The organism is Achromobacter sp. Root83 (genome assembly GCF_001428845.1).
In the GTDB taxonomy this organism is placed as follows: Bacteria; Pseudomonadota; Gammaproteobacteria; order Burkholderiales; family Burkholderiaceae_B; genus Achromobacter.
This window is the reverse complement of the sequence record NZ_LMIU01000025.1, coordinates 343,959-365,419: the sequence shown is the minus strand read 5'-3', so window position 1 is coordinate 365,419 and position 21,461 is coordinate 343,959. Positions and strand designations below refer to the sequence as shown.

At 67.3% G+C, this 21,461-nt stretch carries 22 protein-coding genes; 13 read left to right on the top strand and 9 right to left on the bottom strand.

The genetic code is table 11. From position 1 onward, the window contains the following. Nucleotides 1–15 precede the first annotated feature (15 nt). Genes sctQ through sctC form a run of 7 tightly spaced genes read left to right on the top strand, consistent with a single transcriptional unit; the run spans nucleotide 16 to nucleotide 6,275 of the window. Nucleotides 16–1,095 (top strand): type III secretion system cytoplasmic ring protein SctQ, encoded by a 1,080-nt coding sequence (gene sctQ, locus ASE30_RS24830; RefSeq protein ID WP_057286924.1) that lies wholly within the window; start codon nucleotides 16–18, stop codon nucleotides 1,093–1,095. Continuing rightward, complete coding sequence (locus ASE30_RS24825) at nucleotides 1,092–1,805, top strand: EscR/YscR/HrcR family type III secretion system export apparatus protein (RefSeq protein ID WP_057286923.1); 714 nt, start codon at nucleotides 1,092–1,094, stop codon at nucleotides 1,803–1,805. The genes sctQ and ASE30_RS24825 overlap by 4 nt, the downstream gene beginning before the upstream one ends. 7 nt (nucleotides 1,806–1,812) lie before the next feature. After that, nucleotides 1,813–2,079, top strand: coding sequence for a type III secretion system export apparatus subunit SctS (gene sctS, locus ASE30_RS24820; RefSeq protein ID WP_057286922.1), 267 nt, complete (start codon nucleotides 1,813–1,815; stop codon nucleotides 2,077–2,079). An 8-nt stretch (nucleotides 2,080–2,087) separates the two neighbouring features. Then, complete coding sequence (sctT, locus tag ASE30_RS24815) at nucleotides 2,088–2,888, top strand: type III secretion system export apparatus subunit SctT (protein ID WP_057286921.1); 801 nt, start codon at nucleotides 2,088–2,090, stop codon at nucleotides 2,886–2,888. Next, nucleotides 2,885–3,943 (top strand): type III secretion system export apparatus subunit SctU, encoded by a 1,059-nt coding sequence (gene sctU, locus ASE30_RS24810; protein WP_057287065.1) that lies wholly within the window; start codon nucleotides 2,885–2,887, stop codon nucleotides 3,941–3,943. The genes sctT and sctU overlap by 4 nt, the downstream gene beginning before the upstream one ends. Then, nucleotides 3,940–4,335, top strand: coding sequence for a CesT family type III secretion system chaperone (locus tag ASE30_RS24805; RefSeq protein ID WP_057286920.1), 396 nt, complete (start codon nucleotides 3,940–3,942; stop codon nucleotides 4,333–4,335). The genes sctU and ASE30_RS24805 overlap by 4 nt, the downstream gene beginning before the upstream one ends. A gap of 47 nt (nucleotides 4,336–4,382) precedes the next feature. Then, nucleotides 4,383–6,275 carry a type III secretion system outer membrane ring subunit SctC gene (gene sctC / locus ASE30_RS24800; protein WP_057287064.1) on the top strand — a complete coding sequence of 631 codons (1,893 nt, stop codon included), beginning with the start codon at nucleotides 4,383–4,385 and terminating at the stop codon, nucleotides 6,273–6,275. Between the two features lie 6 nt (nucleotides 6,276–6,281). Here the strand turns inward: sctC and ASE30_RS24795 are convergent, their stop codons facing one another. The 4 genes from ASE30_RS24795 to ASE30_RS24780 all read right to left on the bottom strand — a co-directional run bounded on the left by ASE30_RS24795 (nucleotide 6,282) and on the right by ASE30_RS24780 (nucleotide 11,024). Beyond that, nucleotides 6,282–6,848, bottom strand: a complete 567-nt coding sequence (locus tag ASE30_RS24795; protein ID WP_235515344.1) for an RNA polymerase sigma factor — start codon at nucleotides 6,846–6,848, stop codon at nucleotides 6,282–6,284. A gap of 223 nt (nucleotides 6,849–7,071) precedes the next feature. After that, a complete protein-coding gene (locus tag ASE30_RS24790) occupies nucleotides 7,072–7,644 on the bottom strand; it encodes a hypothetical protein (RefSeq protein WP_057286918.1) in 573 nt (190 codons plus the stop codon). Nucleotides 7,645–7,848: 204 nt separating this feature from the next. Further along, nucleotides 7,849–9,024, bottom strand: a complete 1,176-nt coding sequence (locus ASE30_RS24785) for an ABC transporter substrate-binding protein (protein ID WP_057286917.1) — start codon at nucleotides 9,022–9,024, stop codon at nucleotides 7,849–7,851. Beyond that, nucleotides 9,021–11,024: a SpoIIE family protein phosphatase gene (locus ASE30_RS24780; protein ID WP_057286916.1), complete on the bottom strand. Its 2,004-nt coding sequence runs from the start codon at nucleotides 11,022–11,024 to the stop codon at nucleotides 9,021–9,023. The genes ASE30_RS24785 and ASE30_RS24780 overlap by 4 nt, the downstream gene beginning before the upstream one ends. Before the next feature lie 109 nt (nucleotides 11,025–11,133). On the opposite strand from ASE30_RS24780, the gene ASE30_RS24775 reads away from it, so the two are divergent. Next, on the top strand, nucleotides 11,134–13,599 hold the full coding sequence (locus ASE30_RS24775) for an MFS transporter (RefSeq protein ID WP_057286915.1): 2,466 nt from the start codon (nucleotides 11,134–11,136) through the stop codon (nucleotides 13,597–13,599). Between the two features lie 66 nt (nucleotides 13,600–13,665). Here the strand turns inward: ASE30_RS24775 and alr are convergent, their stop codons facing one another. Both alr and ASE30_RS24765 read right to left on the bottom strand, forming a co-directional pair. Continuing rightward, nucleotides 13,666–14,820 carry an alanine racemase gene (alr, locus tag ASE30_RS24770; RefSeq protein ID WP_057286914.1) on the bottom strand — a complete coding sequence of 385 codons (1,155 nt, stop codon included), beginning with the start codon at nucleotides 14,818–14,820 and terminating at the stop codon, nucleotides 13,666–13,668. 136 nt (nucleotides 14,821–14,956) lie between these two features. Beyond that, nucleotides 14,957–15,388 carry an ATP-binding protein gene (locus tag ASE30_RS24765; RefSeq protein WP_057286913.1) on the bottom strand — a complete coding sequence of 144 codons (432 nt, stop codon included), beginning with the start codon at nucleotides 15,386–15,388 and terminating at the stop codon, nucleotides 14,957–14,959. 155 nt (nucleotides 15,389–15,543) lie between these two features. On the opposite strand from ASE30_RS24765, the gene ASE30_RS24760 reads away from it, so the two are divergent. Continuing rightward, on the top strand, nucleotides 15,544–15,879 hold the full coding sequence (locus ASE30_RS24760; RefSeq protein ID WP_057286912.1) for an STAS domain-containing protein: 336 nt from the start codon (nucleotides 15,544–15,546) through the stop codon (nucleotides 15,877–15,879). A 9-nt stretch (nucleotides 15,880–15,888) separates the two neighbouring features. Here the strand turns inward: ASE30_RS24760 and ASE30_RS24755 are convergent, their stop codons facing one another. Next, nucleotides 15,889–16,116, bottom strand: coding sequence for a hypothetical protein (locus tag ASE30_RS24755; RefSeq protein WP_057286911.1), 228 nt, complete (start codon nucleotides 16,114–16,116; stop codon nucleotides 15,889–15,891). A gap of 199 nt (nucleotides 16,117–16,315) precedes the next feature. On the opposite strand from ASE30_RS24755, the gene ASE30_RS24750 reads away from it, so the two are divergent. From ASE30_RS24750 to ASE30_RS24740, 3 genes are all read left to right on the top strand, one after another. After that, nucleotides 16,316–17,245: a hypothetical protein gene (locus ASE30_RS24750; RefSeq protein ID WP_057286910.1), complete on the top strand. Its 930-nt coding sequence runs from the start codon at nucleotides 16,316–16,318 to the stop codon at nucleotides 17,243–17,245. An 82-nt stretch (nucleotides 17,246–17,327) separates the two neighbouring features. Further along, the gene (nadC, locus tag ASE30_RS24745; protein ID WP_057286909.1) at nucleotides 17,328–18,212 is read left to right on the top strand and encodes a carboxylating nicotinate-nucleotide diphosphorylase; all 885 of its coding nucleotides are present in this window, start codon (nucleotides 17,328–17,330) and stop codon (nucleotides 18,210–18,212) included. Between the two features lie 3 nt (nucleotides 18,213–18,215). Further along, a complete protein-coding gene (locus ASE30_RS24740; protein WP_057286908.1) occupies nucleotides 18,216–19,202 on the top strand; it encodes a tripartite tricarboxylate transporter substrate binding protein in 987 nt (328 codons plus the stop codon). Between the two features lie 99 nt (nucleotides 19,203–19,301). Here the strand turns inward: ASE30_RS24740 and ASE30_RS24735 are convergent, their stop codons facing one another. Then, entirely contained in the window at nucleotides 19,302–19,982 is a 681-nt protein-coding gene (locus ASE30_RS24735; protein ID WP_057286907.1) for a tellurite resistance TerB family protein, read from the bottom strand. A 195-nt stretch (nucleotides 19,983–20,177) separates the two neighbouring features. Here ASE30_RS24735 and ASE30_RS24730 point away from each other — a divergent pair, with 195 nt between their 5' ends. Further along, nucleotides 20,178–20,576 (top strand): OsmC family protein, encoded by a 399-nt coding sequence (locus tag ASE30_RS24730; RefSeq protein WP_057286906.1) that lies wholly within the window; start codon nucleotides 20,178–20,180, stop codon nucleotides 20,574–20,576. A 43-nt stretch (nucleotides 20,577–20,619) separates the two neighbouring features. Here ASE30_RS24730 and fabI read toward each other — a convergent pair whose 3' ends face one another. Continuing rightward, nucleotides 20,620–21,405, bottom strand: a complete 786-nt coding sequence (gene fabI, locus ASE30_RS24725) for an enoyl-ACP reductase FabI (protein ID WP_057286905.1) — start codon at nucleotides 21,403–21,405, stop codon at nucleotides 20,620–20,622. Between the last annotated feature and the right edge of the window lie 56 nt (nucleotides 21,406–21,461).

Sequence of the window (21,461 nt, the reverse complement as noted above, 5' to 3'; positions counted from 1 at the left end):
TCCCCTTGAATTCCCATGACCGCCAGTACGCATAATCCGTTGCCTTCCTATCCGCTGCCCCGCCTGACCGGCAATGAAGCGCGCGCCCGCTCGCTGATCGCGCATCACGGCGCCGACCTGCGGGTCGTCCTGGCGCCGCTGGCCGGCGCGGACGCCGAACCCGCCGCCTGGCGCCTCGGCTTCACGCCGGGCGTGCCGGACGCGATACGCCAGTCGGCCACCTTGTCCGCCGACCTGGAATGGGCGGGCGCCCGCCTGCGGGTGGGGCTGCCGCCTTCGGCCATCCAGGCCTGGCTTGCGGCCCGGCTGCCTGGCCTGGACGCCGGCGCCATGCCGGCGCCATTGGCCGCGACCGCTATCGAGACACTGCTGGCGGAAGCGATGGCGGCCCTGAGCGCATCGTCGCCGGGCGGCCCGGCCCGCGTCGTCGCCATGGGCGGCGCGCCCACGCCGCTGCCGCAGGCCTGGACGCTCACCGCGCGCAATCCCGCCAATGGCGATACCCTCCACGCCAGCCTGGAAACGGACGGGCTGGGCCTGATGCTGCTGGCCGGCCTGATCAGCGGCGCGGCACCGGCCGACAACGGCATGGCGGTGGACGCGGTGCCGGTACGCGTCGGCGCCCGCCTGGGCTGGACCGACGTGCCGGCCGCCGAACTGCGCACCCTGCAAGCGCGCGACACGGTCTTCCTGGACCACTACCTGGTCTCGCCGGAAGGCGAACTCTGGCTGACGGCGGGGGCGCAAGGCCTGCGCGTGCGTCCCGAACAATCCTCATACCTCGTTACCCAAGGCTGGACTTCCCTTATGACCGAGACGCCTCAACCGCCGGCCGACGCCGAGCCCGGCGCCCAGACGCCGTTCGATATCGACGCCATTCCCGTGCGCCTGACGTTCGAGCTGGGCGAGCGCCACCTCACCCTGGGCGAGCTGCGCCAGCTCCAGCCCGGCGAAACCTTCGACCTGGAGCGCCCGCTGGCCGATGGTCCCGTCATCGTGCGCGCCAACGGGGCGCTGCTGGGCACGGGCGAGCTGGTCGAAATCGATGGCAGGATAGGCGTGACGCTGCGCGCGCTGGGCAAGGCGGGCGCATGAGCGGCGCCGCGGATCCCATCAGCCTGGCCGTCGTCCTGGCGCTGCTGGCGCTGGTGCCGCTGGCCGCCGTCATGACCACCTCGTTCCTGAAGATCGCGGTGGTGCTGACGCTGGTGCGCAACGCGCTCGGCGTGCAGCAGGTGCCGCCCAACATGGCGCTGTACGGCCTGGCGCTGATCTTGTCCGCCTATGTGATGGGACCGGTGGTTATGCAGATCGGCGACGAACTGCGGGCGCCTCCCGCGGCGGCGGCGCCCGGCATGGCGGCTCCCGGCATGACTTCCGGCATGGCCGCGCCCGGCGCGCCGGCGCCGGACCGGCTTGAAAGCATTCTGGACGCGGTGGCCCGGGGCGCGGAGCCCATGCGCGCCTTCATGATGAAGAACAGCCGGCCCGAGCAGCGCGACTTCTTCGTGCGCACGGCGCGCGAACTGTGGGGCGAGCAGGCTGCCCGCAACCTGAAGCAGGACGACCTGCTGGTGCTGATTCCGTCGTTCCTGGTGTCCGAACTGACGGCCGCCTTCCAGATCGGCTTCCTGTTGTACCTGCCGTTCGTCATCATCGACCTGATCGTGTCCAACATCCTGCTCGCGATGGGCATGATGATGGTGTCGCCGGTCACGATATCCATGCCCTTGAAGCTTTTCCTGTTCGTCATGGTCGACGGCTGGACCCGGCTTATCCAGGGCCTGGTGCTGTCCTATAGCTGAGCGCGCCATGGGAACCGTCGATCTCGTCTCTTACATGACCCAGGCGCTGTACCTGGTGCTGTGGCTGTCCTTGCCGCCGATCGCGGTGGCGGCCATCGTCGGCACCTTGTTTTCGCTGTTCCAGGCGCTGACCCAGATCCAGGAACAGACGCTGTCGTTCGCGGTGAAGCTGATCGCGGTATTCGCCACCATCATGCTGACGGCGCGCTGGCTCAGTACAGAGCTCTACAACTTCACGATTTCCGTGTTCGACCTTTTCTACAAGATCCACTAGGGCTGCCCATGATCTCCGGCATCACCTACGCTGAAGCAAAAGTTTTCCTGGGCACGCTCGCGCTGACGCAGCCCCGGATCCTGGCGCTGTGCGCGATGCTGCCGCTGTTCAACCGCCAGCTGCTGCCCGGCATGCTGCGCTATGCGATGTGCGCGGCGATCGGCCTGATTCTGGTGCCGGCGCTGGCCCCGCGCTACGCGGTCATGGAACTGGGCACGGTCGAGATCGCGCTGCTGGTGGTCAAAGAGGTCTTCGTGGGCATGGTCATGGGCTTTCTCGTGGCCATTCCGTTCTGGATCTTCGAGGCCGTCGGCTTCGTGGTGGACAACCAGCGCGGCGCCAGCCTGGGCGCCACGATCAATCCGGCCACGGGCAACGATTCGTCGCCCATGGGCATTCTGTTCAACCAGGCGTTCATGGTGTTCTTCCTGGTGGGCGGCGGCTTCACCCTGATGCTGACCATGCTGTATGACAGTTTCCGGCTGTGGGACCTTTGGGACTGGTCGCCCACGCTGCGCAAAGAGAGTATTCCGCTGATGCTGGATCAGCTTGGCCGGTTCCTGCGCCTGACCCTGTTGTTCGCGGCGCCCGCGATCGTCGCCATGTTCCTGGCCGAGGTCGGGCTTGCGCTGGTGAGCCGCTTCGCGCCGCAGTTGCAGGTGTTCTTCCTGGCCATGCCCATCAAGAGCGCGCTGGCGTTGCTGGTGCTGGTGCTCTACATGAGCACGCTGTTCGAGTACGCCGGCGAGGCCACCGGCCAGATCGGTTCGGCGCTGCCGTTCCTGGACAACCAATGGCGGGCGCCATGAGCGGCGAAAAGACAGAACAGCCAACCGGGAAAAAGCTGCGCGACGCGCGGCAGAAGGGCGATGTCGCGCACAGCAAGGACTTCACCCAGACGCTGCTGGTGCTGGCGCTGTTCGGCTACATGCTGGGCAATGCCCACGGCATCGTCGAATCCCTGGGCCGCTTGATCCTGATTCCCGCGACGCTCGTGGGCATGCCGTTCGAGCAGGCGCTGCCCACCGCGCTGGATGCCGCGCTGCGCGAAGCCGTGGCGCTGGTGCTGCCCTTCGTGCTGATCGTACTGATCGTCGGTATGTTCTCGGAGTTTCTGCAGGTGGGAGTGGTGCTGGCGTTCGAAAAGCTCAAGCCCTCCGCCAAGAAGCTGAACGTGATGGAGAACCTGAAAAACATCTTCTCCAAGAAGAATCTGGTGGAGCTGCTGAAATCGATCCTCAAGATCGCGTTTCTCTCGGTATTGGTGACGCTGGTTGTGCGCGATGCTCTGCCGGAACTGATGGCGGTGCCGCACAGCGGACTGGCAGGGCTGGAGGCGGGCGTGGGCGGCATGATGCGCACCCTGGTGGTGAACATCGCGTTTGCCTACGTGGTGATTTCCCTGGCCGACTTCGTCTGGCAGCGCATGCAATACCGCAAGGGTCTGATGATGAGCAAAGAAGACATCAAGCAGGAATTCAAGGAGATGGAGGGGGATCCCCACATCAAGCACAAGCGCAAGCATCTGCACCAGGAAATGGTGATGCACGGCGCCGTGGCCAGTGCGCGCAAGGCAACGGTGCTGGTGACCAACCCCACCCACCTGGCGATCGCGATCTACTACCAGCCCGACGAGACCCCGCTGCCCCGGGTGCTTGCCAAGGGTGAGGGCGCGCTGGCCGAACAGATGATGAAGGCGGCGCGCGAGGCGGGGGTGCCCGTCATGCAGAACATTCCGCTGGCGCGCGCCCTGATGGCGACCGCGGCCGCCGACCAGTACATACCCAGCGAGCTGATCGAGCCCGTCGCCGAAGTGTTGCGGCTGGTGCGCAAGATGGCCGCGAATCCGGAATCCCAGCCATGAGCCCAGTCCATCCCCTCGTTTCAGCCTACGTCAGCCGTCACGGCCTGCCTTTGCCCTCGCGCGCCGATGGCCGGCTCACCGTGGTGGTCGACGACACGTTCCGCATCCACCTGCATGCCGCGCCCAGCGGCTGGCTGGCGATGACCTCGCGCCTTTGCGGCCTGCCCGAGCAGAGCGCGGCGCGCGATGACCTGGTGCGTGAAATCGGCAAGCTGGCCGCGGGGATGCTGAGCCGCCATGCGGCTGCCTGCGTGGTTGATCCGCAAGGCCGCACGCTGTGGCTGCAGCAAACATTGAGTCCGGACAGCAGCCCCCTGGCGCTGGACGAAGCCGTCGGCGCGTTCGCGAACGCCTTGTCCTTCTGGGCGGGCGCGGTGCGGCGGCTGGCATGAAAAAACGTTCCGGGACTTTTACCCGAGGAGATAGCGTGTTCAAGCGGATGATTCTGGCGACAGCCCTGTCGCTGGGCGTGAGTGGCGCGGGCGTGGCCGCGCCGAACTGGGCCAACGTGCCTTACAGCTATTACGCGCGCGACGAAAACCTGCAGACGCTGCTGCGTGAATTCGCGGGCGGCTTCAGTTTGTCGCTGCAGATGGGTCCCAGCGTGTCGGGCACCGTCAACGGCAAGTTCAACGCCAACTCGCCCACCGAATTCCTGGACCGGCTGGGCGGGGTGTATGGCTTTAATTGGTTCGTCTACGCGGGCACCTTGTTTGTCAGCCGCACGAACGACATGAAGACGCGTTCGGTCAGCGCCATGGGCAGCTCGATCAGCGCCTTGCGCCAGGCCCTGCAGCAGCTCGGCATCCTGGACCCGCGTTTCGGCTGGGGCGAACTTCCGGACCAGGGCATTGCCCTGGTGTCGGGCCCCCCCGGCTATGTGGATCTGGTGGAACGCACCGTCGCCGCGCTGCCCATGGGCGCCGGCGGCCAGCAGGTGGCGGTGTTCCGCTTGAAGCATGCATCGGTGAACGACCGCACCATCAGCTACCGCGACCAGAAAGTCGTGACGCCCGGATTGTCCACGGTGCTGCGCAACCTGATCACGGGTGGCGGCGGCGGCAACAACAACGAGACGTTGTCCGCCATCGCCGCGCCCTTGCGCGACAGCCCGCCGTCCTTTCCGCAGGTCAACGGCGGGCCGGCCGCCGATAGCGCGCCCACGGTTGCGGCCGCCTACGGCGCGCCGGTCCCGGCGGGCAAGGGCGGACTGCGCCTGCGTGAACCGACGGTGCAGGCCGATGCCCGCCTGAACGCCATCATCGTGCAGGACATTCCTGACCGCATCCCCATCTACCGCAGCCTGATCGAACAGCTCGATCTGCCCAGCACGCTGGTCGAGATCGAGGCCATGATCGTCGATGTGAACTCCGACCTGGTCAACGAGCTGGGCGTGTCCTGGGGCGCGCGCGCGGGCACCACCAGCTTCGGCTATGGCAACCTGGCGTTGACACCCAGCGGCGGCCTGCCGCTGGACGGCGCGGGGGCGTTGTCGCCGGGCACGATCGGCGTCAGTGTGGGCTCCAGCCTGGTGGCGCGAATACGCGCGTTGCAGACCAACGGGCAGGCGAACATCCTGTCGCAGCCCTCGATCCTGACGGCCGACAACCTGGGCGCCATGATCGACCTGTCGGATACGTTCTACATCCAGACGCGCGGCGAACGCGTCGCGACGGTGACGCCCGTCACGGTCGGCACGTCGCTGCGGGTGACCCCACGCCATATCGAATCCCGCGATGGGGCCCGCGTCGAACTGACGGTGGACATCGAGGACGGGCGCATCCAGGAAGAACGCCCCATCGATGGCCTGCCGACCGTGCGCAAGAGCAATATCAGCACCCTGGCCGTGGTGGGCAATGACCAGACGCTGCTGATCGGCGGCTACAACAGCAGCCAGAATTCCGAGCAGGTGGACAAGGTGCCGTTCCTGGGAGACATCCCGGGCCTGGGCATCTTCTTCTCGAACAAGTCCAAGACCGTGCAGCGCCGCGAACGGCTGTTCCTCATCCGGCCCAGGGTTGTCGCCGTCAACGGCGAGGTCGTGGCTCTTCCGGGCGCGGCGAACAGCGCGCCGATGCTGGATGCGACCTGGACCGGCGGCACGCCCATGACGGCCGGACAGTATCTGGACCTGGCGCAGGGCCAGCGCACGCGCATCCTGTTCGGACCCAATGTCGAGGTGCAGGGCGGCGGCGGACCGGTGCGCGTGTCGGAGTGGATGCAGGGCGTCCCGGCGGCGCAGCCTGTCTTGCAGGGCAAGTCCAATGCCACGCAGGGGCCGGTGATCCAGGTGATGCCGGTGGCGGCGCCGGGGACGGGCAGGGCGCCTTGAGGCGTCCTAGTCGTCCAGCCGCAGGCCCTTCTGGGCCATCTTGTCGCGCAGCGCCGAGCGCGCGCGCGACAGGCGGCTGCGCACGGTGCCGATGGGCACCGTCAGCAGGGCGGCGGCTTCTTCGTACGAGATGTCGTCGAGCCCCACCATGAGCAGGATGTCGCGCATGTTGTCGGGCAGCTCGTCCAGCGATTCCTGGAGCAGCGCCATGGTCTGGTTCTGTTCCAGCACGCGGTCGGGAGTCAGGTCGGAAGACGCATGGTCCTGCAACACGCTGTCGCTGACGAAGTCGTGACGGCGTTCCGGCGCGCGCGACAGGTGGTTGCGCACCAGATTCAGCGCAATGCCGTAGAGCCAGGAAGACAGTTGCGATTCGCCGCGGAAGCTGCGATAGGAGCGGGCCGCTTCGACAAATGCCTGCTGGGCCAGGTCCTCGGCCTCGGTGGCGTTGCCGATGTGCTTGATGATGAAGCGCTGCAGGCGGGTGGAGTGTTCACGCACCAGGTCGCGCAGCAGGTATTGATCGCCCGAGTCCCATCCCTGCCCTTCGCCATCTGCGCGAATGGGCGGCATATCCGCTTCCGGGGAAGCAGGCGTGCAATCGCTGGGATTGGTCATGGGATGAAAGAAAAGATACGAGTTTTAAGCTACAAGTTACTACTTGTGTGGCGAATTATCGCAGCTTAGCTGCGTAACAATATTTCGAAAATCGAAATATTGCGCTAAAAGTCGGGTTTTTCGGGGTGTATTTGTAAAAACAAGTAAACCGCCAGCTCGATATTCCGGCTGGCGGAAACTAGGCGGTTTTGATCAGTTCCCGCAGCCAGCCGGATGCCGTGGCCAGCGATACCGGGCTTTGGCCCGAGCGGGCGGCCTGGTCGAAGCGGCCCTGCATCGACTCGTCCAGCGCGGCGCGGCGGGCAGCGTCCAGGCTGGACGGCGCGATGCCGGCATCGGTGCAGGCCTGCTGGAAGGCGGGCGTGTTGCCGGCCGCGGACGTGGCCAGGCGGGTCATGAAGTCCACGCCGGACAGGGCATGGCTGGATGTTTCCGCCATGTCGATGGCGGCGGCGACGGTGCGGGCGGACAGCGGCTTGCCCGGACTGGGATCCAGGCCCAGTTCGCGCGACACGGCACTGGCGATCCCCTGGCCGTAGCTATGCGCAAGCGCTTGCGCGAACATGGCGGTCGTGTCGACATGGGGAGCCACCCATGCCACGCTGCGGCCGCTGGGCGTGGCGCCCATGCCGAGCACTTGCAGCTTTTCGCCCGCGATATCGACGTATAGATCCTGGCCACCTTCCGCGGCTTTGGCGAAGGCGTCCAGTGAGACGAATGGCGACGAAGGGGTAACCGATGAAATTGTCATGCAGCCAAGAAATCCTGCGTGTCCTAAATCGGGCCCGTGTAAGGTTTAGCGACTCCTGGGCGTAAGTAACCTGGGCGCCGCTTTAGTTCCACGGTAATGACACGTGCGCCATTTTATGACATCAACGGCTTTGCCGCGTCGGGCGGGCCGTTTCGACATATGACATTACCTCGCCGGCTGCCCCGCGGGTGGCCTCTTTTGGCGTTATTGCGTTTCGTAGACTTCATCGGCCGCCAGCAGGATATCGACCGGCGGGTCGAAACCGATGACCCGCGCGGTTTCAAGGTTGAGCGCGATCTTGGCCGGATCGATCCACACCTGCGACAGTTCGCGCGGCTTGGCGCCGTTGAAAATGCGCGCCATCGTTTCGGCATGGAACAAGCCTACGTAGGAGTAGTCCGCCTGGGCCAGGCTGAGGAGCAGGCCGTGCTTGACCTCTTCCGAGCCCAGCATCGAAAAGCTGGGCACGCGCGCCTGGCGCAGGATCTCGGCGATCGTGTCGATGGACGCGGCGGTCACGCCTCGATGCACGGTGACATAGACGGCGTCCACCCGGGGAGCCAGCTTGGCATAGCATTCCACGGCATTGCGGGTGGCGATCTCGGCGGCGATGCCGTTGGACGGCGCGTTGCAGGTCAGCACTTCGAACCCCTCTTCGCGCGCGACCTGCTCCACGGCCTCGACCGCGCTGTAGGTGCGGCCCTCCGGGCTGTCTTCGTACACCAGCCCAAGGCGCTTGAAGGGGACGATCTCGTGGAACAGCCGCACCTGCCGCTGATAGCGTTCCGGCTGCACGCGCGCGTGCAGGTTGTCCAGGCCGCTGTCCTGGGCCGAGCGCGTGATGCGCGCGCCGACGGCATCGCTGGTGGAGGCGACGATGGTCGGCACGGGCGCGCCCATCCCCGCCATGTCCTGGCCGGCCCAGGTGCCCATGGCGATGATGAGGTCCAGGTCATGCCTGTCGGCCAGGCGCCGTTTGATGGCGTCGCGCACGGCCGGGCGCTTCGCGGCGTCGAAATTGCCCGGTTGCCACCAGGCGTCACGCACGAACTCCAGCGTATCGCTGCGCGCGTTGTCGGCCAGGAACGCCCACATCTGTTCGCCGTTCAGGCCATCGGGTATGGCGGGCACGTTGATCCAGCCCAGTTTTTGCAGGCCGTCGACGGTCACGCGCAAGGTGCGCGGATATTCGCTGTAGTCGCCGCTTTCGAAATAGCCGATACGCCATTTCTTGCCGTCGGGCCTGGGAGTGGGCTTGGTGGGAAACACCTGGGCCGCGGACGGCGCCGAGGCCGCCAGGGCCGGGGCCGCCTGCGCCATGCTTGCCGCGGGGGCAAGCAGGACCAGGCAGAGCATCAGGGTGGACAACGGTTTCTTCATGGGCGGCGGATCACAATCAATGTGATGTCATCGGATTGTTCCGCGCCGTCGGCAAAGGCCTGCACGTCTTCGAGCAGACGCTTGGCCAGGCTGGCCGAGGCAACGGGGGGATTGGACAACACGGCCAGCAGGCGGGGGTCGCCGTACTGGGCGTCGTTCGGGTTGACGGCCTCGGTGACGCCGTCGGTGTAGCCCACCAGCATTTCGCCGGGCGCCAGGACCGTGGACAGGCTGCGGTACACCAGGTCTTCCTGCACGCCGCAGGCCGGGCCGCTGCGGCCTTCCAGCAAGCGCAGCGTGCCGTCCGCGCCCACCACCGCCGGCGGCAGATGGCCGGCATTGGCCCACTGCAGTTCGCCCGTGGTCAGGTCCAGCACGCCCAGCAGCAGCGTGACGAACATCATGTTGGGATTGTTCTCGGACAGGCGATTGTTGATCTTCTGCATCATCAGCGCGGGGTCTGTCTCGTCCTCGGCGGTGGCGCGGATCAGCGTGCGCGTCACAGCCATGAACAGCGCGGCCGGCACGCCCTTGTCCGACACGTCGCCGATCGCCAGGCACAGGCGTCCGTCGGGCAGCGTGAAGTAATCGTAGAGATCGCCGCCCACTTCCTTGGCCGGCAGCATCACGGCATTCAGGTCGACCTGTTCGCGGATGGCGCTGGATAACGGCACGGGCAGCAGGCCGAGCTGGATCGCGCGGGCGATGTTCAGTTCGCTTTCGAAGCGTTCGCGCGCCGTGGTCTCGCGCATCAGCCGGGCGATGTTCTCGCGCAGCTTGTGGTCCATGAACAGGAACGAGGCGGCCAGCCGGCCGACTTCGTCCTTGTGCTTGTCCGGCAGCGCCGCGATGTGCGCGGGAACGCTGGACGCCGCGGTCAGATCCTGTTCGGGCAGCAGACGCGCGTAGTGCGTCAGGGTTTCCAGCGGGCGCACCACGCGGGCTGCCATCAGCCAGGCGCAGATCAGCGCGACCAGCATCATGCCGATGAAGATCAGGGCCTGCCGGTTCAGGAGTTCGCGCGCGGGCGCGGTCAGGTCGCTTTCCGGCACGGCCGCCACCAGCGTCCATCCCAGCGGCGCGAAGCGCGCGCTGTCGATCCGCCACGGTCCGCCGCCGCCGTCGAACGACAGGCTTTGCAGTTCTCCACCGCCTTTCTGCCCCGCCAGCAGGCCGCGCAGTGTCTCGCCCCGCGGGTTGGCCGCATCGAGCAGGCCGGCTTGCTTGTCGGGCAGCGGCACGATCATCCGGCCGTCATCGGACGTGATGAAGATGAAGCCCGATTGCGCGAGCGTCAGTTTGGACAGCGTGGCGCGCACCGAGCTTTCCATCTGCTCGCGCCGCGTCTGGATCTGTTCGATGACGTCATGCGCGCTGTCGGTGATGGCAAACACCCAGTTCCACGGGCGGAAATAGCCGAAATAGGCGTAGCGGGTTTCGCTGTCTTCGCGCTGGGCGGAGGGCGGCCAGCGATAGATGGCGAAGCCGTAGCCAGAGGTGCGGCTTTCTTCATACAGGGCCTGGGCCAGCGGACGGTTCTTGAAATCCGACAGTTGCGACAGGTCGCGATCGATCATCTCGGGATTGCCGCTGGCCAGCACCTGGAAATCGGCGTCGTAGACAAACGCGTAGCGCCTGTCGTCGAGCTTGAGCCGGTTGATCCATGCGCGCGCCATGCCCTTGGCGGCGCCCGGGGTCATGACGCCGCGCTCGGCCATGTCGGCGTAGGAGCTCAGCGCGGCGGCCACCACGGTGCCGGTCTGCATGAGCTGGCGGCGCCCGTTGCGCACCGTGGATATCTTGTCGGTCAGCAGCGCGCCCCAGCGGGCTTCGGCATCGCGCAGAACCAGTTCCATCACGTTGCTGACGGCGTGGCGCTCGCTGTTCATCACCGTGCGCGTCACGTTGCGCTGCGACGTCAGCATCACGAATGCAGCCACCGCCACGAGAAGCGCCACGACCAGAAGAAAAATCTTGCTACGCAGCGACCGGAACGGCATGGAGGCAGGAGTGGGCGGTGGGGAAGGAGATGTGAAAAAAGATGCAATTTGCATTAATTGTAAATACCATTGGTGCCCGTGTGTAAATACTTTGCGGTGTTTCAGTCCCATGCGTAGCGAACCGATTCAAATAGTCCTGGAGGGTTTGAAACGCCGCCCGGTGCTGGAAGTCACGCTGGCCTGTCTGGCCGTCCTGCTGCTGGCGCAGGCGCTGATCGGCGCCCTCAGTCTCTCCGCGTTGAACCGGCTGGTGGTGGACACCACCGCCGATCGCGTCGAGGTCATCGCGCGCCGCGCGGCAGGCAATATCGAAAACGGATTGCGGCTGGGCAAGCCCCTTGAGCAGTACTTCGGCTTGCGCGAAGGCCTGCGCGACAGCGTGTCGGGATCGCGCGATCTGCGCGGCGCGGCGGTGCTGCTGGCCGATGGCCAGACGCTGGCCATGCAGGGCGAACTGCCCGAAGGCGCGCTTGCGCTGGCCAAGGCATTGGATGCGGGTACGCGCGACGCGGGCGCGACGCGCCGTGCTTCCGGCGCCTTGATGTCCGTGGCCGAAGGCGCGGTGACGCTGGCGGTGCCGCTGGCCGGCGCGGGCGGCAAGGTCGTCGGCGCGGTGGTGCTGTCGGTGGCCAAGGACGGCGACGCCAGCCGCCGCCTGATCGTCGACAACCTGCAAGTGCTGCTGGCCGTCACCATCGTGGTGGGGCTGGGGCTGGCCGCGGTCTTCAAGTATCTGGTGCCGCTGACCTCGCTTGCGGCGGGTGGGCGCGCGCGCTTCGTGGTGCCCTTGCTGGCGCTCGTGCTGGCGCAGGGCGTCTACGCGGCCTATACGATTTCCACGTTCCGCAGCGGCTGGCTCGAGGTCACGCGCAACAACGTCGGCTTGCTGGCCGAAGGCTTGCAGCGCGATCTGGACCGGGTACTGGGCTATGGCCTGACCCTGGACAGGCTGCGCGGCGTCGACGCGCCGTTCTCGCGCCTTGCCGCGACCTTTCCGGCGGTGGAGCAGATCGAACTGGTGGACAGCGCCGGCCGCGTGCTCGGCAGCGCCGATGCGCGCGGGCCGCTCGAGGTTTCCGGCTTGCCGGCGGCGCGCCCGCAAGCCGATGACCTGACGCTGGTGCTGCCGCTGGGCGCGTCGCGCCCCGATCCGCGGGCGCACGGCGATCTGGTGCTGCGCCTGTCGGGCGATGTCATCGCCGCCGGCGTGCGCAGCCGCGCGCTGGATGCCGTGACCGTGGTCGCCGTCGCGCTGGTCGCCGCCATAGAAATGCTGTTGCTGCTGGCATTGCTGATGAACCGCGCTTTCGCCACCCGCGCGGTGCTGCCCGACGGCACGCGTCTCGGGCCCGACGATGCATCCGAGGTGGGCCGTATCGCGCGGCCCGTCATGTTCGGCTTCCTGTTCGCCTGGGCGCTGCCGCTGGGATTCCTGCCCTTGTATGCGCGCAGCCTGTCGGCGGGCGGGCTGGATCTGCCGGCCAACCTGCTGCTGGCGCTGCCCATTTCGGTCGAGATGGGTTGCGGCCTGCTGACCTCTTTGCTGGCCGGCAGGTTGACCGACCGCAGGGGCTGGCAGGTGCCCGTGCTGGCCGGGCTGGGTGTGTCCTGCGCAGGCATGCTCGCTTGCGCGGCCGCCGGCGACCTGCTGATGTTCAGCGCGGCGCGCGGCCTGGTGGGCCTGGGCTACGGACTGACGTGGATGGGACTGCAGGGCTTCATCGTGACGCGCAGCCCGGCGGGCTTTCGCGGACGCAACATGACGGGCGTCATCGCCGGCCTGTTCGCCGGCCATCTGTCGGGCGCCGCCGTGGGCGCCATGCTGATGGAGCAGGTGGGGTTCCGCGCCGTGTTCGGCGTAGGCGCGGCCATGCTGGCGCTGCCCCTGGCCGGCGTGCTGGTCCTGATGCGTCCGTACATGGACAGCGGCATCGCGCTGGCGGGCCAGGCGGCCGCGCGGGTCCAGGCAAGCCTGTCGGATACGCTGCGCCTGCTCTTCACGCGCGACTTCGGCCTGCTGCTGCTGGGCAGCGTCATTCCGTTTTCCATCGCGCAGGTGGGTCTGCTGTCCTTCGCGCTGCCGCTCTATCTGGAAGCCGAAGGCGTGGCGGCGTCCAGCATCGGCCGCGTGCTGATGATCTACGGCCTGTGCGTCATCTACGTCGGACCGCTGATGGGCCGCGTGGTCGACCGCAGCCGCATCAAGAAAAGCTGGATCGTGCTGGGCGGGCTGGTGGGCAGCGTCGGCATGCTGGGCCTCTACTTCAACAGCGGCTTGCTGGCCGCGGCGGCGGCCGTCCTGCTGTTGGCGCTGGCCAGTTGCTTTGCCGGCGCATCGCAATCCCCGTACATGCTGGCCCTGCCCGATGTGCAGCGCTACGGCGCGGCGGGCGCGACGAGCGTCATGCGCGCCGCCGACAAGCTGGGCCAGATGGCCGGACCGCTGGTCGTGGGCGCGATGTTCGGCGCGGCGGGCATGGGCGCGGGGCTGGCCGCGACCGGCGTCATCTATCTGTGCGCCACGATGTTGTTCCTGCTGTTCGCGCCCGCGCGTCCGCGCGGCGAGGCCGCCTGAACGCGCGCCGGCCGGCCTGTTGGCGGCGGGCGCGGGGGCAGCGGCGTCGGACGGGCGCGCCGTCATTCAGCGCGCGGCGTCCTGACGGGTCAGTTGCATGGAAACGCGTGCGCTCAGGCCGGCAAGCAGGTCCGCCGCGATCGTGCCGGCCGCCCGCGCCACTTCCTCGACGGCCAGTCCGCCCGCGCCCCACAGCGTGACGGGCGTGCCGATGCAGGCATGCGGGACGGGACCCAGGTCAACGGCCATCATGTCCATCGATACGCGCCCCAGCAGACGGGTCCGCACGCCGTCGACGATCACCGGCGTGCCGGTGGGCGCGTGGCGCGGATAGCCATCGGCATAGCCGCAAGTGACGATGCCCACGTCGATCGCATCCGGCGCGACGAACGCGCGGCTATAGCCGACGCCCGCGCCGGCCTTCACCCGTTGTATGCCCACGATCTGCGAATGCAGCGACATGGCGGGCCGTAAATCCAGTTCCGCCGCGCTCGTGCCGGCAAAGGGACTGGCGCCGTAAAGCGCCAGTCCGGGCCGGACCCATTGCGTGCTCGCGGCACGCGCGCCGTGTTTCAGCAGGGCGGCGGAGTTGCTGGTGGACACGGGCCCGGGCAATCCCGCGATCACGTCGCGGAACACCGCGTCGGCATCGTCCACGCCGTCCGGTTCATCGGCGCGGGCGTAGTGGTTCAGGTGCCCGATTTCGCCGGCCAGGCCACGGCGGAACAACGCGCTGGCGGCGTCGAACGCGGCGCGGTAGCCGTCCGCCGCGAAGCCCGTGTGATGGATGTCTCCCGCAAAGCGCAGCCAGATCGCGGGGCGATGGCCAGGCGCGGCGTGCGCCAGCCACTCCAGTTGCGCGGCATGCGTGATCACCAGATGCAGGCCGGGGGTGTCCACAAGCAGCGCATCGGCGGGGGAATACAGTCCGCCATAGACCAGGATGGGCCCTTGCCAGCCCAGGTGGCGGCAGGCGCGCGCTTCGTTCAGATGCAGCACGGCAAGCCCGTCCGCGCCGCGCAGGGCTGGCAGGATGCGGGCCACGCCATGGCCGTAGGCATCCGCTTTCACGGTGGCCCACAGGCGCGGCGCGCCGGCGCCTGCCGGCAGTGCGCCGCGCAGCCGCGCCAGGTTGTGCGCAACGGCGCCCGGGTCGATGCGGGCGTGCAGCGGGCGGGCAGTCAATCCTTCAGGGCGATAGGGAGCATTCACGGGTGGCATCGGTACAGGGGCGGCGCGCAACCGGCGCGCAGTCTATGCATGAGTGACCGATGCGCGGATTTTGTTCGGTACTTTCTACCTATGAATCAGAAATGCCCGATAGGGTGGTTTGATGAACGAGACCGCGGGTGCCCGTTCAGGCGGCGCGCACGATGAGCGTCAGGCGGTTGCGGCCGCCGCTGCGGGCATAGCGCAGGTCATGCAGGTAGTGCTGCATGAGGCGCACACCGTGCCCGCCGACTTCGGCGTCGTCCAGCGTTGCCGCCAGCGGGGGCGGCGGCGTCTTCGTGGGATCGTAGGGGCGTCCGTTGTCGACAATGTCGAGAGAGATCCACTCGCTGTCCTGGCTGCAGGAAAGCAACACGCTGGGCGGCGTCCCGGCTTCGGCCGGATCGTCGAAGGCATAGGACACGATGTTGGTCAGCGCTTCGTCCACGCTCAGCGACAGGCCGAAGTTCAGCTTGGGCGGCCACGCTTCGCGTTCGGCGATTCCCTCCAGCCACTGCATGGCGGCGGCAACGGCGTTCTGATCGGGAACGAGGTCAAGCGTATCGGGCTGAGAGGGCATGGGTTGCCTTGCGTTCAGGGGTACACGTGCAGGCGCAAGTATGCACGATTGCCTAGCGCCGCGAACAGAGCGCGCAGGCTCGCGTATCATCTCGGCATCGCGCCGCCGCCCTCATGAGCAGGTGCCGGGCGCCGGTCACTTATCGGGAAACCACTATGAGTCTCGCAATAGAGAAAGTCGGAGAAGTGCTGGTTGTCTCGCCCGAAGGCCAGATCAACAGCGGCAACGCCGCCGGCATCGAAGCCGACCTGCTGGCCCATGTCGAAAAGGGCGAAAGCCGTTTCGTGCTGGACCTGTCCAACCTGAACTACATCTCCAGCGCGGGCCTGCGCGTGGTGCTCGTGCTGGCCAAGCGCCTGAAGCAGGGCGCGGGCGCGCTGGTGTTGTGCGCCATGCAGCCACATGTGCGCGAGGTCTTCGACATCAGCGGCTTCCTCGCCATCCTGACGGTGGTGGACACGCGTCAGGATGCGGTGGCGAAGGTTGCGTGACGCGGGGGCTCAGCCCTTGCGATTTTCGTAAGACGTATCCAGCACATCGTCCTCTGGGGTGATGATGCCGGGCTCGCCCGGCTCCGCTATGGCACGGCCGCGCCGCGGCATGCCGGCGACGACCTCGCCGTGTTCCGGCATCGGCAGGACTTCGGTGCCTTTGCGCGGGTCGGTGCTGGGTTTATCCGCGTCGGCCGGCTTGGCGGCAAGGTTGGGATCTGGGGCGGTTTTCAACATGGCGTTTGCTCCGTCTGCGGGCGTCCCGGGATGGCGACGCGCCTGGATTCCAATTCCATCTTAGGACGCCCATGCCGCATCGTGGCCGTTCGGGCTGTCACGTTTGCAAGGGGCTGTTGCAGCGCCCGAACCCTATAATTTCGAGCCCACGCGGCTTTGCGCGCGGACGCCCGGTTTCTCTTACTTCTACGCGCCTACCTTGACCGAATCCGTCGAACGCTCCGTCCATGCAGAACTCGTTGCCGTGCTGGTTGCCGTCACGAACGGCGAGCCGCGCGTGCTGACCACCGACGATGCGCGCGCCTTGCCCGCGGGGCCTTTCGAACTTTCGCACCGCTCGCTTCAGGCGGGCTTGCGCGCCTGGGTCGAAGCGCAGACGCATCATCCGTTGGGCTATGTAGAGCAGCTCTACACCTTTGCCGACGGCGACCGGTCCGATGAATCCGGCGCGCGCGTCATGTCCGTCAGCTATCTGGGCCTCACCCGCGAAGCGGGCGAGACCGGCGTGGCGCAGGTGGGGTGGCAGGATTGGTATCGTTACTTTCCGTGGGAAGACCGGCGAGCGGGGACGCCGGCGCTGGTTGAAGCCTTGATCGTGCCCCGGCTCGCGGCCTGGTGCGAAGACAGCGCCGACGCCGACGTGCGTGCGCGGCGCCTTCAACGCGCGGCGATCACCTTCGGGCTGGACGGGGCGGCGTGGAATGAAGACATGGTCCTGCAGCGCTACGAACTTCTGTTCGAGGCGGGCCTGGTGCCCGAGGCCGTCCGGCGCGGCGGGGGGCAGGCCGCGTTGCCGGGAGAGCCGATGCGCCATGATCACCGGCGCATTCTGGCCACCGGCATCGCGCGCCTGCGGGCCAAGATCAAGTATCGGCCGGTGGTGTTCGAACTGATGCCCGCGCAATTCACGCTGTTGCAATTGCAGATGGCGGTGGAGGCGCTGGCGGGACGCGGACTGCACAAGCAGAATTTCCGCCGCTTCATCGAACAGCAGGCGCTGGTGGAAGAAACCGGCACGATGGCCACCGGCACCGCGGGACGGCCCGCCAAATTGTTCAGATTCCGGCGCGACGTCTTGCTGGAACGGGCGATCGCGGGCAGCAAGCTGCCGCTCTCGAGGGTATTGTGACGCTTGACAAGCTTTATGCTCGTCTCTAGCATAAGTGGTGCGCAATCGTTGCGCGCCTTTTTTTAACTCATAAATACTCAAAATGAGCATTAAAACCGCAGCGCCCGCGACCCTCGTCCGGATGGCAGTGCCCTCTTTACCGGAAGTCATGCTCGAGCCGCTGGTGCGCGCGGCTTTGCTGGAAGACCTGGGCCGCGCCGGCGACCTGACGACGGACGCCATCGTCCCCGCCGACGCCACCGCCGAGACGCGCCTGGTGGCGCGCCAGGAAGGCGTGCTGGCCGGACTGGACCTGGCACGCCTGGCGTTCCGCGTGATGGATCCGAACATCGAATTCACGGTGGCGCGGCGCGACGGCAGCGACCTTGCGCCGGGAATGGAGATCGCGCGCATCCGCGGCAACGCCCGCGCGATGCTCACCGCCGAACGCGTGGCGCTGAACTTTCTGTGCCATCTGAGCGGCGTGGCTACCGCGACGGCCTCCATCGCCCGGGCCATCGCCGGGCACGGCGCACGCGTCACCTGCACGCGCAAGACCATGCCGGGCCTGCGCGCCGTGCAGAAGTACGCGGTGCGCGTGGGCGGGGGCAGCAATCATCGCTACGGCCTGGATGACGCGGTGCTGATCAAGGACAACCACATCGCGCTGGCTGGCGGCGTGGCCACGGCCGTCGAGCGCGCGCGCGCCGGCATCGGCCACATGGTCAAGATCGAATTGGAAGTGGACACCCTGGAACAGCTTGAAGTGGCGCTGTCGCTGGGCGTGGACGTGGTGCTGCTGGACAATATGAGCCTGGACGATCTGCGCCGCGCCGTCGCCATGGCGCGCGGCCGCGCCATCACGGAAGCGTCGGGCCGCATCACGCCCGAAACCGCCGCGGCGGTGGCCGCCACCGGGGTCGATCAGATCGCGGTGGGCTGGCTGACCCATAGCGCCAAGGTGCTCGACATCGGCCTGGACGCCTGAGCCATGAACCGTCTGCTCGGAACGTCCCTTTCGCTCCTGGTCCTATCGCTGACTGCTTGCGGCAATCCGCCGTCGGGCGAAGCGCCGGGCGATGCAACCTACCCCGCGCACCCCATCACGATTGTCGTGACGTTTCCGCCCGGCGGCGGCACCGACCTGCTCGCGCGCCGCATCGGCGCCAGCCTGCAAGAAACGCTGGGCCAGCCCGTCGTCGTTGAAAACCGGCCGGGCGCCAGCGGCAACATCGGCGCGCGCATCGTGGCCGAAGCCGCGCCCGACGGCTACACGCTGCTGATGGTGAACAGCTCGTTCGCGATCAACCCCGGTGTGTATCGCAATCTGGGTTTTTCGCCCAAGCGCGACTTTTCCGCCGTCATCAACGTGGCCTTCGTGCCGTCGGTGTTCGTGGTGCCGGCGGCGTCGCCGCTGCGCAACCTGGACGACGCGCTGGCGGCTGCCCCGGCGGGCAAGCCGCTGCCGTTCGCGTCCTGCGGCAATGGCACCCCGCAGCATCTGGCGGGTGAGATGCTGGCGCGCGCCACGGGCGCGTCGCTGCAGCAGGTGCCGTATAAGGGTTGCGGTCCGGCGCTGACCGATGTCACGGCGGGGCAGGTGGGCATGGGCGTGGTGACGGCGTCCAGCGCCGCGCCGCTGATCGCGGCGGGCAAGCTGCGCGCCCTGGCTGTCACGTCGCCAGCGCGTTCGCCGCTGATGCCCACCGTTCCGACGGTGGCCGAGCAGGGTGTGCCCGGCTATGCGCTGGACCAGTGGCATGGGCTGCTGGCGCCAGCGGCCACGCCGCCCGCGGTGGTCGCCAAGCTGAATGCGGCCGTGGCCAGGATCGTGCAGCGCACGGATGTGCAGGCTTCATTGCGTGAGCAGGGCTTTACGCCCGCCAGCAGCACCCCGCGCGAATTCCAGAAGATGATCGGCGCGGATATCGACCGCTACACCGCGCTGACCGAGTCTATCGGGCTGAGGGCAGACTGAGGGCCGGTCTGGCTGGTCTGGCCGGTGTAGCCGGCTGGCGGCGGCAGCCGTCCGGCGGCCAGGCCCCGGAAGATCCCGCGGCCCCGCCTCGCGCCGTCTTCAGGCGGCCGCCGCCTTGGCGTGCTGTTCCAGCTGCTCCTTCAACCCGGGCTGCAGCTTGAGCTGGCGCGCCAGTTCATCCAGGTAGGCGCGTTCCATATAGCTTTCCTCATCCACGATGAGCAGGCTGGCCAGGTACATTTCGGCCGCCATTTCCGGCGTTTTGGCCGATTGCGCAACCACGCTGGGGTCCAGCGGACGCGAGAGTTCGGTCTCGAGCCAACGGCGGTCCTGGGCGTCGGCCGATAGCTTGCCCAGTTCGGTTTCCAGCAGCGCGCGCTCTTCGGGGCCGATGTGCCCGTCGGCCTTGGCCGCGCCGATCATGGCGGTGAGCACGGCGCTGCTGTGCTGCTCGGCCTCGGGCGCGGGCAGGCGGTCGAGCGTCTGCGGCGGAGCGGCGGGCGCGCCGGACTGGCTGCGCTGCCAGTCGCCATAGGCGCGATAAGCCAGTGCGCCCAGCGCGGCCATGCCGCCGTACATGGCGACCTTGCCGCCGATATTGCGGGCCTTCTTGCTGCCCAGCAGCAGGCCCAGCGCGCCCGCGCCCAGCGCGCCGCCGCCCAGGCCGCTCAAGAACGAGGAGCCCTTGCCCCCGGTCGCGTTCTGGACGCGGTTCGTCGTGTCGGAGAGCAGGCCTTGCCCGGACTGCAACAGTTGATCAAGTAATTGTCTGGCGCTCATGCGGCCTCCTGAGGGGTGTTCGGATAGTGCGGATAGGGATATCCGACCGGGTTCGAGCCCGGAAGTTCAGCTTTTCGTCAGCCGACCGCCGTAATCCGGCCAGCCATCCGCGCTGCGCTCCGTCCTCGCGGCGGCAAGTGCTACAACATGCCTGGTGGCGGCCGTCCGGGCCGTCCAGTCCAGGAGATCCGATCCATGAGCATCCGCGTGCGCCAGAATGCGCCTGACACCCTGCAATTCACCGCCACGGCCGAGGGCCATGAACTGCCCTTGGCGATGCCGCAGCCGCAGGGCGAAGGGCCCGATCCCCACGATTATTTCGACACCGCGCTGGGCGGCTGCAAGGCGATGACGCTGATGGTCTACGCGCAGCGCAAGGGCTTGCCGCTGCAGTCGGTGGGGGTGGAGGTGGTGCGCGACGCGGGCGAGGAACGCAAGGGCATCTACCGCCTGACGGCCAAACTCACGCTGCATGGCGAGTTGTCCGATGCGCAGATCGACGAACTGCTGGCGGTGGCGGAAAAATGTCCGATCCACAAGCTGATGACGGCGGTGGACGTGCAGGTATCCACGCTGGTGGTGCGGCCGGCGTAAGCGGCCGGCCGGGCGGGGCGCCGGGCCCCTCCCGGAGAGACGGTCAGTCTTCCATGCCCGGGACGATGGTCGAGAAACCGCCGTCCACATGCGTGATTTCGCCCGTCACGCCGGCGGCCAGATCCGACAGCATGAAGGCGGCGACGTTGCCGACGTCGTCGATGGTGATGTTGCGGCGCAGCGGCGCCTGGCTTTCCACGAACTTCAGGATGGCCGAAAAGTCCTTGATGCCGCTGGCGGCCAGCGTCTTGATCGGGCCGGCGGAAATGCCGTTGGCGCGGATGCCGCGCGGGCCCAGCGCGGTGGCCAGGTAGCGCACGCTGGCTTCCAGCGATGCCTTGGCCAGGCCCATCGTGTTGTAGTTGGGCACGACGCGCTCGGCGCCCAGATAGGTCAGCGTCAGCACGGAACCGTTGCGGCCTTCCATCAGGGGCAGCGCGGCCTTGGCCATGGCGGCAAAGCTGTAGGCCGAGATGTCGTGCGCGATGCGGAAGCCTTCGCGCGACAGGCCGTCGAGGAAGTTGCCGGCGATGGCTTCACGCGGGGCAAAGCCGATCGAGTGGACCAGGCCGTCCAGGCCGTCCCAGTGCTGGGCCAGTTCAGTGAAAGCGCCCTCGATCTGGCTGTCTTCGGCCACGTCGCAGGGCAGTACGATCTTGCTGCCGAAGTCGGCGGCGAATTCGCTCACGCGGTCCTTGAAGCGGTCGCCCACATACGTGAACGCCAGCTCGGCGCCTTGCTGGTGACAGGCGCGCGCGATGCCGTAGGCGATGGATCGGTTGGAAAGCACCCCGGTGACCAGGATGCGCTTGCCGGCGAGAAAGCCCATATATCTATCCTTTGATTTTTCCCTGCTGAAGACCGCCTATTTTAAGGAGTTTGGCG